At 55.9% G+C, this 14,873-nt stretch carries 12 protein-coding genes and 1 tRNA gene; 10 read left to right on the top strand and 3 right to left on the bottom strand.

Going from position 1 to position 14,873, the window contains the following annotated elements; genetic code table 11:
* Positions 1-52: 52 nt before the first annotated feature.
* Together urtA and BXY66_RS18360 are read right to left on the bottom strand one after the other, a co-directional pair.
* The gene (gene urtA, locus BXY66_RS18365; RefSeq protein WP_132862083.1) at positions 53-1,327 is read right to left on the bottom strand and encodes an urea ABC transporter substrate-binding protein; all 1,275 of its coding nucleotides are present in this window, start codon (positions 1,325-1,327) and stop codon (positions 53-55) included.
* A 288-nt stretch (positions 1,328-1,615) separates the two neighbouring features.
* Positions 1,616-1,996: a hypothetical protein gene (locus tag BXY66_RS18360; protein WP_132861872.1), complete on the bottom strand. Its 381-nt coding sequence runs from the start codon at positions 1,994-1,996 to the stop codon at positions 1,616-1,618.
* 149 nt (positions 1,997-2,145) lie between these two features.
* Between BXY66_RS18360 and BXY66_RS18355 the strand changes: the two genes are divergently transcribed.
* Positions 2,146-2,781 carry an alpha/beta family hydrolase gene (locus BXY66_RS18355; protein WP_132861871.1) on the top strand — a complete coding sequence of 212 codons (636 nt, stop codon included), beginning with the start codon at positions 2,146-2,148 and terminating at the stop codon, positions 2,779-2,781.
* Here the strand turns inward: BXY66_RS18355 and BXY66_RS18350 are convergent.
* A complete protein-coding gene (locus tag BXY66_RS18350) occupies positions 2,778-3,545 on the bottom strand; it encodes an IclR family transcriptional regulator (RefSeq protein WP_132861870.1) in 768 nt (255 codons plus the stop codon). The two genes, BXY66_RS18355 and BXY66_RS18350, sit on opposite strands and share 4 nt — an antisense overlap.
* 108 nt (positions 3,546-3,653) lie before the next feature.
* Here BXY66_RS18350 and BXY66_RS18345 point away from each other — a divergent pair, with 108 nt between their 5' ends.
* From BXY66_RS18345 to BXY66_RS20730, 9 genes are all read left to right on the top strand, one after another.
* A complete protein-coding gene (locus BXY66_RS18345; RefSeq protein WP_132861869.1) occupies positions 3,654-5,255 on the top strand; it encodes a GMC family oxidoreductase in 1,602 nt (533 codons plus the stop codon).
* Between the two features lie 102 nt (positions 5,256-5,357).
* The gene (locus tag BXY66_RS18340; RefSeq protein WP_132861868.1) at positions 5,358-6,452 is read left to right on the top strand and encodes a TRAP transporter substrate-binding protein; all 1,095 of its coding nucleotides are present in this window, start codon (positions 5,358-5,360) and stop codon (positions 6,450-6,452) included.
* Positions 6,453-6,542: 90 nt separating this feature from the next.
* Positions 6,543-8,855 carry a TRAP transporter large permease subunit gene (locus BXY66_RS18335; protein ID WP_132861867.1) on the top strand — a complete coding sequence of 771 codons (2,313 nt, stop codon included), beginning with the start codon at positions 6,543-6,545 and terminating at the stop codon, positions 8,853-8,855.
* Between the two features lie 3 nt (positions 8,856-8,858).
* Positions 8,859-9,923, top strand: coding sequence for a DUF475 domain-containing protein (locus tag BXY66_RS18330; protein ID WP_132861866.1), 1,065 nt, complete (start codon positions 8,859-8,861; stop codon positions 9,921-9,923).
* 9 nt (positions 9,924-9,932) lie between these two features.
* On the top strand, positions 9,933-11,240 hold the full coding sequence (hisD, locus tag BXY66_RS18325; RefSeq protein WP_132861865.1) for a histidinol dehydrogenase: 1,308 nt from the start codon (positions 9,933-9,935) through the stop codon (positions 11,238-11,240).
* Positions 11,241-11,248: 8 nt separating this feature from the next.
* Positions 11,249-12,220: an alcohol dehydrogenase catalytic domain-containing protein gene (locus BXY66_RS18320; RefSeq protein ID WP_132861864.1), complete on the top strand. Its 972-nt coding sequence runs from the start codon at positions 11,249-11,251 to the stop codon at positions 12,218-12,220.
* 25 nt (positions 12,221-12,245) lie between these two features.
* Positions 12,246-12,650 carry a universal stress protein gene (locus tag BXY66_RS18315; RefSeq protein ID WP_132861863.1) on the top strand — a complete coding sequence of 135 codons (405 nt, stop codon included), beginning with the start codon at positions 12,246-12,248 and terminating at the stop codon, positions 12,648-12,650.
* Between the two features lie 57 nt (positions 12,651-12,707).
* Positions 12,708-12,784: transfer RNA gene (locus tag BXY66_RS18310), tRNA-Arg, on the top strand.
* A 246-nt stretch (positions 12,785-13,030) separates the two neighbouring features.
* Positions 13,031-14,873, top strand: a 1,843-nt coding sequence (locus tag BXY66_RS20730; protein ID WP_425057083.1) for a calcium-binding protein, incomplete at its 3' end; no start/stop codon positions are given.

Genomic DNA, 14,873 nt, shown 5'->3' with positions numbered 1-14,873 from the left:
GTCCGAGGTTCCGGACGCCAATGGCGGCGTCCGGAAATCTTTTCAAATCAGATCAGTAGTTGGATTTGATCTGAACGCAGGACTTGGTTTCGGTGTTGTACATACCGCAGCCCAGTTCTTTCCAGTCGGAGACCAGTACAGCAGATTCCGGCAGGAAGTCTGTCCAAGCATCGCCCGGAACTTCTTCAGTCTGGGAAATGATGTCGAACTGACCATCTTCCTGAATTTCACCGATCAGAACCGGTTTCGCCAGGTGATGGTTCGGCAGCATGACAGCGGTACCACCGGTCAGGTTCGGGTACTCTTGGCCGTACATTGCGGTGCGTACTGCGTCCACTTCAGTGGTGCCGGCTGCGGTGGCCGCATTCACCCACATGTTGAAGCCGATATAGTGGGCTTCCATAGGATCGTTGGTCACGCGCTCTTCGCCCATCTTGGCTTTCCATGCTTCGATAAAGGCATCGTTGGCGTCGGATTCAGCAGACTGGAAGTAGTTCCATGCCGCGAGGTGGCCGACAAGGTTGGACGTGTCCAGACCGGAGAGTTCTTCTTCACCCACGGAGAATGCGACAACCGGGATGTCATCTGCCGAGATACCAGCGGCTGCCAGTTCTTTGTAGAAGCCAACGTTCGCATCACCGTTGATCGTAGAGATCACGCCGACCTTTTTGCCGTCTGCACCCAGAGCAACGACGTCAGCAACGATCTTGGACCAGTCGGAGTGGCCAAACGGCGTGTAGTTGACGAAGATATCGTCAGCCGCGATGCCTTTTTGCTGCAGGTAGCTTTCAAGGATGTTGTTGGTTGTGCGCGGGTAGACGTAGTCGGTGCCCAGAAGCGCAAATTTTTCGACTTCCAGTTCTTCAAGGAAGTAGTCAGTGGCCGGAATGGCTTGTTGGTTGGGCGCCGCGCCGGTGTAGAAGACGTTTTTGGAGCTTTCTTCACCTTCGTACTGAACCGGGTAGAACAGAAGTCCATTCAGTTCTTCAATAACCGGAAGCACAGATTTGCGGGACACGGATGTCCAGTTGCCGAAAATCACGTCGACTTCGTGCACGGTCAGCAGCTCACGTGCTTTTTCAGCGAACAGAGGCCAGTCGGAAGCGGGGTCCACGACAACAGCTTCGATGTCACAACCCAAAACACCACCGGCGGCATTTTGTTGTTCGATCAGCAGCTCCATCGTGTCCTTTAGTGTAGTTTCGGAAATGGCCATGGTGCCGGAGAGTGAGTGCAGAACGCCTACTTTTACAGGGCAGTCAGCAAGTGCTGGCATGGCTGCGGTCATCATCAGTGCGGTGGTGGCGCCAAGTAGTTTCTTTGACATCGTATGTCCCTTCTTACGACGCGCAGCGGTCTTGCGAAGCATTGGCAACTCCCCCATATTCCGCCTACGCAATTTATTGCGGCGTGCGATGGACCAATGGTTCCTAGGCCGGATCCGTCGCACGTTTTCAATCGGGTTTTTCATCCCGTGCTCACCATAGGGTCAGAGGTGCGTGACTCGTAAACATCGGTGGGAAATGAATCTTCGGATTCCGAAATGAGCGCTCAAAAATCAGACAAGAGTCGAATTTCAGCTGAAAAATTAACCATTTGTAGGATGTCTGGTTTGTCAGCCGCCCAAAATCAGGCTGCGACAGCCCTCTAAATAGTCATTCGCGAGCAGGCGCGCGGTTCGCGCGCGGGTTGCATCGTCGCTAAAACTGGCAATGGCCAAAAGAGAGGCATGTGCATGCTTGGTTTGTATCCGGTGCCCGAGGACGGCCCGGTGATTGGTGTTCATTGCGGCTTCGAGAATAGAGACGAAAGTCTGGCGTTCGCTCTGGAAGGCTTCGGCGCGGTCATCTGCCACAAGCCAGCTGTGTTCCATCTCGGCGGAAAACCGGCCGGTGCATCCCGCGAATGTCATAACGATGTCCTGAGTGGCACGGGCCTGTCCGGCAAGAGGCAGAACAAGAAGGATCGAGGCGCAAATTGTTTTCAAACTGATCACAAATTCAGCGTGACCTCGAAAAATGCGCCCGTCAAGAAGGCAGTTTGAAAACTTTGGTTTGCCATTGGATCTCAGGACGCCGCGAATTTTGGGTGACCTTGGGTTTGCTCAGAGGTATTTCGTCGAAGTGAAATTGGGAGGGCCATGCGATGGTGGAGTTTCTGGTCAACGAGGCTGCCGATGCAGACTGTACGTTTGTTTTCGCGCACGGTGCCGGCGCGGCCATGGATATCCCTTTCATGAATCACATTGCAGATGGGCTCGCGTTGTCCGGAATTCGCGTCGTGCGTTTCGAGTTTGAGTATATGGCGGCGCGTCGGTCCGGCGGGCCACGGCGGCCGCCGCCCAGAATTGAGAAAATCGAAGCCGAGTTCCGCAGCGCTTTCGACGAGTTGGGACAAGACGGGCCGGTTTTCCTTGGCGGCAAGTCGATGGGTGGACGAGTTGCGAGCTTGATTGGCGGTGATCTTTTCGCAGCAGGTCGCATCGGCGGGGTGGTTTGCGTTGGATATCCCTTTCATCCGCAAAATAAGCCGGAGAAGCTCCGTACGGACCATCTGCAAGATGCCAAAGCCCCCCTTTTGATTTGCCAGGGATCGCGAGATCCATTTGGGACGATGAATGAAGTTGCGGGATATGGATTGTCGGAGACGGTTGACGTTTTTTGGTTGGAGGATGGTGACCATGATCTCAAGCCACGAAAACGGGTCACGGGGCTATCGCAGCAGGATCATCTGTCGGCGGTTTGCAAGACGGCGGCGGGCTGGATGAAGAGCCGGATCTAGGCAGTTGGAAACAGTGCGCCGCCGAGCCGGTCAGCAGCAGCCTGCAAAATTTCCTTTTTCTCGGTTGCTTCCTGCATCGAAGCCCGCTGCGTGGGGCCGTGGATTGCCAGCGCCGCAATAAACCGCCCCGTCGGATCCTTGACAGGTACGGCGATGGCAATCATGCCTTCGAGGAATTCCTCGCGATCCATCGAATAGCCAAGGCGGGTGATCTCCTTTAGTTCGGCAAGCAAAGTGTCTTGTGTGACATGCGTCGCGTTGGTCATGCGTTCCAGATTAAGGGATGCCACGAATTTGCGGCGGGTGACGGGTGCCAGACTCGCAAGAAACGCCTTTCCGGAAGCGGTGCAGTGAAACGGTACGTTGGTGCCAATTGGCAGTTGGATGCGGAAGGCCCAATCGGCTTCGACGCGATCCAGATAGCTCATGCCATCGTCTTCGGGCACGACGTAATTCACCGTCTCCCGAACCTCACGGGCCACATCAAGCAGGATTTGACGGCGCACGATGTGGTCGCGGGAATTGTAAAGCAACCCAACGCCGAGTTCGCGTAAGCGGCGCGCGACTTGGTAATGCTTTGACTTGCCCAAGCGCGTCAGAAACCCGTTCTGTTCAAGCGTGGCACAGAGACGGTGCACAGTTTGCTTGGGGAGCCCCAGTGCCGCGTTTATCTCGGTCGCCGTCATCGGCTGGTCGCTTTTTCCCAAGACCTCAAGGATCAGTAGCGTGCGCAGGTTGGTCGGTATGCGGTCGGTCTCAGTCATGAATCTGGCCTTATAGAAATCTTTTGACTTGTGGCGGAATCACTGTAGCGTCGTTGATCATACAAAAAACAGGACAAAAAGTCTCATTTTTTGATATTGGAGCCAACTTTGGAATTTGACTACGTTGTCGTAGGTGCCGGATCAGCCGGATGTGCCCTTGCAAACCGCCTCTCTGAGTGCGGTCGATATACGGTGGCGTTATTGGAAGCCGGTCCCAAAGACTCAAATCCGTGGATTCACATTCCTGTTGGGTATTTTCGCACGATGGGGAACCCGGGTACGGATTGGCGTTATGTTACCCAGCCGGACCCTGGTATTTCGGGCCGCTCCATTCCCTGGCCGCGCGGGCGTGTGCTTGGGGGCTCAAGCTCGATCAATGGCCTGCTGTATGTGCGCGGGCAAAAGGAAGATTATGACGGCTGGGCGCAGCTTGGCTGTTCCGGATGGTCGTGGGAGGATGTTCTCCCTTATTTCAAGCGCGCCGAGAACTGGGAGGGCGAGGACGCAAGCGGTCTTCGCGGAAAAGACGGTCCGTTGTCTGTGCAGAACTCAAGATTGACGCGCGAAGTTGTCGACCTGTGGGTCGATGCGGCGGAAGCAGCCGGGTACAAGCGCAACCCGGACTACAACGGAGAAGATCAGGAAGGGGTCGGCTATTTTCAGCTGACCATGAAAGGCGGCCGCCGTTGCTCCTCTGCGGCGGCTTATCTCGCGCCTGCACGCGGCCGGTCCAATTTGACCGTCGTAACGGATGCACAAACCCAGAAGGTGCTATTGTCAGACGGTCGGGCCGTTGGCGTGCAGGCGCGGGTCAAAGACAAGCTTCAGGACGTGCGAGCGCGGCGCGAAGTTGTCCTGAGCGCGGGGGCGATTGGCTCTCCGCAAATCATGATGCTTTCCGGTATCGGTGATCCGGACGAACTGGCGGCCCACGGGATCGAGGTAAAGGCGGCGCTAAAAGGCGTAGGCAAGAACCTTCAGGATCATTTGCAGGCGCGCCCGGTTTTCAAAACCAAGCTGAGCACCATCAATGTCGAGACCAGCAATATCTTCAAGCAGGCAGCCATTGCGGCGCAATATGCATTGACGCAGCGTGGCCCAATGACGATGGCAGCAAGCCTTGGGACGGGCTTTCTGAAAACAGAAGACCATCTGGCTACGCCAGACATCCAGTTTCATATTCAGCCCTTTAGTGCCGATAGCCCGGCAGAAGGGGCGCACAAGTTCTCGGCCTTTACGGCGTCCGTTCTTCAATTGCGTCCTGAAAGTGCAGGGCATTTGGAGCTCACATCCGCGAACATTGACGATCATCCTGAAATTCACCCGAATTATCTTGCTACTGACACGGACTGTCGCACGATTGTGAAGGGCATTCAGGTGGCACGCAGGATTGCCGAGACCGAGCCTTTGAAATCCCAGATCACTGAAGAATACGCACCGGGACGCGAAGTGGCTTTCGACGACGAAGAGGGCACTCTGGAGTGGGCACGGCAGACGGCGGTGACAATTTATCACCCTACTGGAACCTGCAAGATGGGCACCGATCCGATGGCGGTGGTGGACGCGCGTTTGCGGGTGATTGGCGTCAAAGGGCTGCGGGTGGCGGATGCGTCGATAATGCCGCGCATCGTCAGCGGAAACACAAATGCTCCGGCGATCATGATCGGGGAAAAAGCAAGCGACCTCATTCTGGGGGACGCAGCAGGATGACAGGCACAGAAGGACTTTAGGAGGACAACGCCAGGTAAGCGCCTTCGGCCCTGGTGAACATAAGCAAAGGACAGAGGGCAAAACATCAAGGGAGGAAACGTGATGTTTAATCTGAAGACCGTAGCTGTGGGGGTGACCGCCCTCGCGCTGACCGCCTCGGCCGCACTGGCTCAGACGGTGATCCGTGTGCAGTCGGTTATTCCGGCGCAGGCGGATGAAGTGCATATGTTGCAGGAATTCGCGAACGACGTGGAAGCGCTGACCGGCGGTTCGGTGAAGTTCGAAATTCTGCCTGCGGGCGCCGTTGTTGGTGTGCGTGAAACGCTGGACGCAGTGGACAGCGGCCTGATCGAAGGCGGTTTTGCCTGGACACACTACTGGGGTGGTAAGCACCCTGCTGCAAACCTGTTTGGCGCGCCGATTGCCGGCGCAGGTGTTGGCCTCGACAACATCGCGTTTCTGTCGTGGTTCCAGTATGGCGGCGGCAAAGAGCTGTATGACCGTCTTTGGGACGAGATGGGCGTGAACGTGAAGGGCTTTATGTTGCAGCCGGTTGGACCGGAAGCGCTGGGCTGGTTCCCGGAACCAATCGCCTCGATGGACGACTTCCGCAAGCTGCGCTTCCGCGCGCCTCCGGGCATGGTGGGTAAGGCCTACAGCGACATCGGCGTGGCCGCGGTTGCGATGGGCGGCGGAGACATCCTGCCTGCGTTGGAAAAAGGCACGATCGACGCTGCCGAATGGTGCTGCCCCAAGCCTGACTCTGTGTTCGGCTTCCAGAAAGTGCTGAAGCACTACTACTTGCAAGGTCTGCACCAGGTTGTTGTGAACGCCGACCTGTACATCAACGGCGACGTTTATGACGGTCTGACCGACGGTGAGAAGAAAGCTCTGGAAGTGGCAGCGAATGCGTCTCTTTCCAAAGCGATGTCCTATCGTATCTTCGAGAACGGTAAGGCTCTCAAAGATCTGACCGAAAACCACGGTGTGCAATTGCACGACACGCCGACTGACTACTTCTCCGAGTATATGAACGCGGCGCAGGCATCGCTGGAAGCAGCGGCAGCCGACAATGCGTTCTTTGCTGAAGTGTGGCAGTCGCAGAAAGACTTTGCGGAGATCGCTGTTCCGTTCTGGGCCGGTGCCCAGACATCGAACGCGAACCTCGGCAAGGCGTTTGCCGACAGCCTCAAGTAACAGCGCGCGCAAACAAACGGAAAGCCCTGACCCCTCTTGGGGCTTTCCGATCCTGATAAGACTTCAAAACTTCGAATGGGGACGGGGCATATGGCTGAAGAGGTGATACCGGACGAGCTCGACATTACAGACGAGCTTATTGCGGAGCGACGCACAGAAAAGCCGGGTGAAACGCCGGAAGACATGACGCCCTGGCAGAGGCCAATCACGGCGGCGATTGATGTTCTCAATCTCTGGGCTGGTCGCATCATCTGTTTGCTGATGATCCCGCTCATTCTAGCCATCGTCTACGAAGTGTTCTCGCGCAACATGTTCGCGATACTGACGCAAAATGGCATGCACGATGTGGCCACCGCGTGGGGGCTGGGGCCGACGCTCTGGGTTTACGATATAAGCCGGATGCTTGGCGGCGTGATCTTCATGGCGGCTGCGGGTTATGCCCTCTTGAGAGGCGTGCATATCCGCGCAGACTTTCTTTACCGAACGTGGTCGCCAAAAACGCAGGCCACGGTAGATGCGACGCTCTACATGGCGTTTTATCTGCCAGCGATGCTGTTTTTCACATGGGTTTCAACGGAATACTGGCTCAAGGCGTTTCTGGTAAACGAAACTGCCGCAGACAGCACCTGGGCGCCGATCCTGTGGCCGGCAAGGCTGGCAATGCCGGTTGGCGCCGCGCTGTTGTTTCTGCAGGGCTTCCCGGAGCTATTCCGCGCGTTCCACCAAATGGGCAAGGAACGCGAACGGATATTCCTTCGTATCCTGCCTTTCTACGTCATCGCTCTGACCATTGTGACATTGGGAGTATTCTTCCCGGATCTTGTTCCGCTTGGTGATTTTTGGGAAAGCGTTTTCGGTAAGGGACCCGGCATAGACAAGCCGACGATCGGCTTGATCATGTTGGCAGTGATGCTGTTCGCGATTTTCGTGGGTTTCCCGATTTCGTTCACCCTGATTTTCCTTGGGTTTGTTTTTGGAACCTGGGGAGCGAACTTCAAGCTCGCGACCTTCCTGATGACCCTGCAGACGAACTCGGTGATGTTGAGCGACCAGTTGGTGGCCGTTCCGCTGTTCATCTTTATGGGCATCGTGATGGAACAGGCGGGGCTTATGGAGCGCCTGTTCCAAGCGGTCCAGATGATGATGAGCCGCACGCGCGGCGCACTGTTCATTGCGGTCCTATTCGTGTCGACAATCTTTGCTGCTGCAACGGGTATTGTGGGTGCGTCGGTGACCATTCTCGGCATTATGGCCGCGCGCACTATGAACAAATCGGGCTATGATGTACGTCTGGCGGCCGGCACAATCACTGCCGGTGGCACGCTGGGTATTTTGATCCCACCTTCTATCATGCTGATCGTGATGGGACCGGTGCTGGAAGTGCCGGTGACCGATCTGTTCCGCGCGGCGATTGTTCCGGGCGTCATGCTCGCCGGGCTGTACCTTCTCTATTCTTTGGGGCGGTGTTGGATCAACCCGGATCTGGGGCCGATTCTGCCGCCTGAAGAACAACCTGAGACATCGGACTACTACCTTCTCGAAGTGATCATCGTGATGGCATCGTTGATCGCATTGGTATGGCTGATCACGCGAGGCGTGACAGTCGGGTTCGGTTTCCCTTTGGGAGGGATTGTTGTTCCTCTCGCTTGGGTCGGCATAATGACAATGGTCTATCGCTGGCTTGATAAGGCGCGCCCAGGCGGGTTCTATTTTTCGGAACTCTGGTATGAATTCTTCATGGGACTTGTGCCGCCTACGGTTCTGATCGCCTTTGCTCTGGGTTCTATTTTGGCAGGTTGGGCAACGCCCGCAGAAGCGTCGGCTTGTGGTGCTTTCGGTGCGGTTGTTCTGTCGGCGCTTTATCGCAAATTCACCATTCCGGGCCTGTATGACGCTTTAATCAAAAGCCTCGAGATCACGGTTCTGATCATGTTCCTTGTGGCTGCGTCCAATTTCTTTGGTGCGGTATTCTCGAACCTTGGAACCCCTAAGATGCTGACGGAATTGCTGCTGTCGCTGGATATGAGCCCTGTTTTGATCCTGATCCTGATAATGGCGCTCATCTTCCTTTTGGGCTGGCCGTTGGAGTGGGTACCAATTGTCCTGATCATCATCCCGATCCTGATCCCGACGGTGATCTCTTTGGACCTTGGCTTCGAAAATCAGAATGACCTGCTCATCTGGTTCGCCATTCTGGTTGCGGTGAACCTGCAAACTGCCTGGCTCAGTCCGCCAGTGGCTTTGTCGGCTTACTTCCTGAAAGGCGTTGTGCCCGAGTGGGATTTGCGCGACATCTACTTCGGGATGATGCAGTTCATGGTGATCCAGTTGATCGGTCTGACGCTCATCTTCCTCTTCCCGCAAATCGCACTTTGGTTGCCCAGTTACATTTACGGTCAATAAGCTATGACTACTGCAAAATCTCCTCTCGCCTATCTCAAATGGGCGCTCATCGTCACGGTCATTGGCCTGTTTCTGTCGGCCTGGTTGGGTTGGGAAACAGAAGGTACCGTTGGGGGTGTTCTGTCCTTCCTCCTGATTGGAACAGTGCTGGCCGCACTGGAAATTGCCTTGTCGTTTGACAACGCGATTGTGAACGCCAACAAGCTGGAAGACATGACGCCTGAGTGGCAGCGCCGGTTTCTAACTTGGGGCATTCTGATCGCCGTGTTCGGGATGCGGATTGTGTTTCCGCTTTTGATCGTAACGGTATTTGCGTGGCTCAGCCCGATCGAGGCGCTGCGTCTCGCTCTGGTCGCCCCAGAGCAATACAGCCATATCATGCATCAGTCACACAGCTCGATTGCCGCATTTGGCGGAACGTTTCTGATGATGGTCTCGCTCACGTTTTTTGTGGACGAAGACAAGTCCGTAGATTGGCTAAAAGGCTTGGAGCACAGGCTCAGGAAGTGCGGGTCGGTGCGTGGCTTTGAGATCGCGCTTGTTCTGGTGATCGTGATTGTGATCTCCCGCTTCCTGCCCGATTACAAGCAGCAGACCTTTCTGTTTTCGGCGATTATGGGGCTGCTGGTGTTCACGCTGGTCGACGGGCTTGGCACCTATCTGGACAATTCCAACAAGGCGATGATGAACGCGGGAGCCAAAGGCGGCTTCGGCGCCTTCATGTATCTGGAGGTACTGGACGCAAGTTTCAGTTTTGATGGTGTGATCGGCGCTTTTGCCCTGACCTCAAACATTATTCTGATTGCCATCGGTCTCGGTATCGGCGCGATGTATGTGCGGTCGATGACCATCATGTTGGTGGAAAAGGGCACGCTGCAGCACTTTCGGTATCTTGAACACGGCGCATTTTATTCGATCTTTGCGCTCGCTCTGATCATGTTCATGCAGTCGCTTTGGCATGTGCCGGAGATGATTACCGGCGGTGTCGGGGTGATGATGATCGGATTGGCACTGTTTTCGTCGATCCGCCACAACCGCCGGGAAGAACAACAACTCACGGGATCATAAGGAGGCCGAATGGCGCGCGAGTATCTGAAGAAGGCCACTTTGACGGCTAAGTCGGGATCATCCGATGTACATGAGACTGTAAAAACCATCCTGAAAGATATCGAAGCAGGTGGAGATGCAGCGGCTTTGGAGTATGCGGCGAAGTTCGACAAATACGAGGGCGCGCCATTGATGTCCGAAGACGACATCGCTGAGGCTTGCGCCAAGGTGCCTCAGAAACTTAAGGACGATATCCGGTTTGCCTATGACAATGTGCGCCGGTTTGCCGAGTTGCAAAGGGGTACTGTGCATGATTTCGAAACCGAGATTGTGCCTGGGTTTGTGACAGGACAAAAGGCAATCCCGGTGGATGCGGCTGGCTGTTATGTTCCCGGGGGACGCTACTCTCACGTGGCGAGTGCGATCATGACGGTTACGACCGCGAAGGTCGCTGGCTGTCGCCACATCACGGCTTGCTCACCTCCGCATCCCGGCGAAGGTGTGGCGCCTGCGATCGTTTATGCCGCGCATACCTGCGGCGCAGATCGCATTCTGGCAATGGGTGGCGTGCAGGGCGTAGCGGCCATGACCTTTGGCCTGTTTGGGCTACCCAAGGCGAACATCCTTGTCGGACCCGGCAACCAGTTTGTGGCAGAGGCCAAGCGCATCCTGTTTGGCCGCGTTGGCATTGATATGATCGCAGGGCCTACGGACAGCTTGATTTTGGCGGACGAAACAGCGGACGCCCATATCGTGGCCACGGATTTGGTCAGTCAGGCGGAACACGGGTATAATTCTCCTGTGTGGCTGGTGACCGACAATCGTGAACTGGCCGAGATGGTCATGACGATGGTACCTGAGTTGATCGAAGACCTGCCAGACGTGAACCGAGAAAACGCGACCGCGGCGTGGCGGGACTATGCGGAAGTGATCCTTTGTTCGGATCGAGAGGAAATGGCCGCAACTTCGGATGAATATGCGCCGGAGCACCTAACGGTACAGGCGGCAGATCCTGATTGGTGGCTGTCGCGGCTGACCTGTTACGGGTCGTTGTTTCTCGGAGAAGAAACAACAGTGTCATACGGCGACAAGGCCGCCGGCACAAACCACGTCCTTCCGACGTCGCGGGCGGCGAGCTACACTGGTGGCCTGTCAGTGCACAAGTACATGAAAATTGTCACCTGGCAGCGCGCAACCCGCGAGGGATCAAAGGCCGTCGCTCAGGCAACTGCGCGGATTTCCCGGCTGGAAGGTATGGAAGGCCACGCCCGTGCTGCTGACGCACGTCTGGCGAAGTACTTTCCCGGAGAGAACTTCGATCTATCGGCCAAAGGCTAGGAGGTGGCATGAAAGCGCTTGTCTATGAAGGAAAAGAGACGCTCGGCTTTCGTGACATGCCGGTCCCGGTCGCCGCTGCCGGTGAAGCGCTTGTAAGAGTGGATGCGTCTGGGATTTGCGGGTCCGACATGCACGCTTACCTGGGGCACGATGCGCGTCGTCCCGCGCCCTTGGTCCTCGGACATGAGGCTGCAGGTGTCGTGGAGCGTGACGGGCGGCGGGTAACGATCAATCCTCTTGTATCATGTGGAAAATGCGCGGCTTGCCGAGCAGGTAGAGAGAATATTTGTTCGGCTCGGGAGATCATTTCGATGCCTCCGCGGGAAGGCGCATTTGCGCAATTCGTATCAGTTCCAGAAAGCAACCTTGTCGAGGTGCCGGAAGGCGTACCTATGCAGAAGGCCGCGATGACGGAACCGCTTGCCGTAAGTTGGCATGCGGCCAAGCTGGCGATCGCGGCGCTTCATACAGGAATGGAAAAACGCGCATTGGTGCTTGGCGGTGGCGCCATCGGCCTGGCAGCCGCTCTGGCTTTGCGGGCGCAGGGTATTGAAGAAACATGTATCATAGAGCCCAACCCGGTCCGTGCCGCGTATCTGAGAGACAGATGCGGTGAGAAAGTTGCTGCTGATGCAGAAGGGCCAGCGCCGATGGTTGTGGATGCTGTTGGCATTGCGCAAACACGAGCGACGGCATCCGAACATGTCGAGCCAGGAGGCGTAATCGCCCACATTGGACTTGGAGACGGTGTAGGCGGACTGGACGTGCGGCGTATGACGCTTCAGGAAGTCACCTTTATTGGCACCTACACCTATACCCAGTCCGAGTTCCGCGAGACGGCACAGGCTCTGTTTGACGGACGTCTGGGGCCGTTGGATTGGGTCGAGGAGCGCCCTTTGGAAGATGGCGCTTCTGCCTTTGCTGACATTCGTACGGGCGTGGTAGCCGCGCCGAAAGTCATTTTGAGACCGTGGGGCTGATTGGCCCCGTTGAAAGGAGAAAGCGATGTTTGACAAGATACTGGTGCCGATGGCGCTTGATCACGGGGTTTCAGGAGAAACTCTGGCGGCAGCGCAAAAGCTCCTGAATCCCGGCGGAGAAATCACGGCACTGCACGTTTTTGAGGTGTCGCGGGGATTGGCGCGCGCATATCTGGGAGAAGATGCCCTGCGAAAAGGGTTTGACCGTGCAGCGGATCTTCTGAAGGAAAAAACCGCCAATATGGAAGGCGTTAAGCCGGTGATCCGGCAGGGGCATGCCTATCGTACGATTTCAGACTATGCGGCGGAGAACGACATCGGCTGCATCGTGATCGCCTCTCATAAACCTGAATTTGCAGACTATCTGCTCGGGTCGACGGCGGCCAAAGTTGTGCGTCATGCGACCTGCGCTGTGTTCGTACATCGCTAGGTTATTGAAATAGCCTCTGGGCAAACTTCCTGCCTTGGATTAGGAACACTTCCAAGCGGTCCCTTAGCTCAACTGGATAGAGCAGCTGACTTCTAATCAGCAGGTTGAGGGTTCGAGTCCTTCAGGGATCGCCAATTTCTAAAAAACTGATCTCGTTCTCGCAGAGAAGGTTAACGCATGTTGTCGTGTGAATATGTTGCGCTCCGTGCAATCCTGCTTTGCAGTCATTCAGATATAAGTCATAAGGCATTGAAATAATTATGCTTTCATGCGTTTCCAATTTTCAGGAAATGCACTGAAATTCTGCTGCAACTCACCTACATCTCTTTCCCTTTCATTAACCACTGGCATTTAGGCCCTGTGTGTCTGGAGAGAAATAGATGGCACAGTTAACTGGATACAAAATCGCCGTAGACAACGGCAGTGACGGTCTCGGCATTGGGGACGAATTCGCCACGACCTGGGGCAACGAAACGATCTCCGAAGATCACGCGTTTCCGCTGGGCTCCGGTCAAGTGGACTTTCCTGCGACCTATGGCACTGTGACCGGCATGTTTTACGAAAACGGCGGGAACATCTATTTTATTCCAGATGATCAAAGCCTGACGGATTCATGGGAACAAGGCACGGTCTCCAGTTTTGAAGCCCCCATCGAGGGAACAACCGGCAACGACAATATTGTAGCCGGTTCGGGCGACGACATTATCTACGACACAGATGACAACGTGTATAACCCGACCGGCGGGGACCGTATCCGAGGCGGTGAAGGGGACGATACCATCGTTTTCGGCGACGGGAACGACACCATCTACGGTGAAGACGGCAACGACCGGATCGGGTCATGGTCGAGTGGTTCCGGCCGCAACCTGATTGATGGCGGTGCCGGAGATGACACCATAATTGGCGGTTCGGGTGATGACCAGATCATTGGCGGTGACGGCAACGACTGGCTCAGCGGGGACAGTGGTCGGGACACCATCAACGGCGGCAACGGGATGGATAACATCTGGGTCACTGACGACCATGAATACGTCAAGGTCCAAGGTGGTGAAGGGTATGCAGACTGGGACGTTCTGGGTTTTTCAAACTGGGCCAGCACAGAAGGCGTGAACGTCACGATGACCGGCAACGAGGCCGGCAACTATGACTTCAAGGGCACCTCGACCTATGGTGATTTCACTGAAATCGAGCATTTGGTGGGCACTGATTATGGAGATACTTTTGACCTGAACGCTGATAGCTCGGGTATGAAAGTTCAGGGCTATGGTGGCGATGACACGATTGTCGGTGGCCGCGGCGACGACTCCTTGCACGGGGATTGGGGCAACGACTCCCTGACCGGCGGCGACGGTAACGATACGTTGTTCGGTGGGTCCGGCGAGGATTATCTATCCGGTGGCAACCACGCAGACTACTTGGATGGCGAGTCGGGAAATGACACGCTGTATGGCGGCGACAGTTATGACACGCTGCTTGGCGGGGAGGGCCATGACTTCCTCGACGGTGGCGCTCACAACGACAGTCTGGGCGGTGGCTCAGGCAACGACACGCTGTACGGGGGCGATGGAAATGACACGCTTCATGGTGGACACGGCAATGATTACATGGACGGCGGTGCGCACAGTGACGTGCTGTACGGCGGAGATGGCTACGACACACTAACTGGCGGCACAGGCTCTGACACGCTTTATGGCGGAGAGGGCAACGACGTCTTTCTGGTTCACGAAGGCGACAACAACACTGTCATCGATGGTGGTGGCTGGTGGGACCAGATCAAGTTTGACGATCAGGGCACTGGCGAAGGTGTCGAGATCGTGTACGACGGTGACAACAGCGGCAGTTTTCAGCTGGGTAACGCTGACGGTCGATTTGTAAATGTCGAGAGCCAGCAAACAACCAACAATGACGACTACATTGATGGTTCCGCATCGAGCGTCCGCATTCACGCTGACACATTCAACGGCGACGATACAGTCATTGGCGGCAGCGGGGGCGATGAATTCTGGGCCGGAGACGGCAGCGACAGCCTCGTTGGCAACGCCGGAAATGACAAACTTTCTGGCGAAGCCGGGAACGACTTCATAGACGGCGGGACTGGCGAAGACAGCCTCTATGGCGGCGACGGCAACGACACGATCTGGGGCGGTGAGGGTAACGACCAGCTTTATGGTGGCGAAGGGTCGGATGTCTTCGGTTTCGCGGATGGTGACGGCTTTGACGTGA

It is taken from the genome of Shimia isoporae (assembly GCF_004346865.1).
GTDB lineage: Bacteria > Pseudomonadota > Alphaproteobacteria > Rhodobacterales > Rhodobacteraceae > Shimia > Shimia isoporae.
This window is presented reverse-complemented; position numbering and strand designations above follow the sequence as displayed.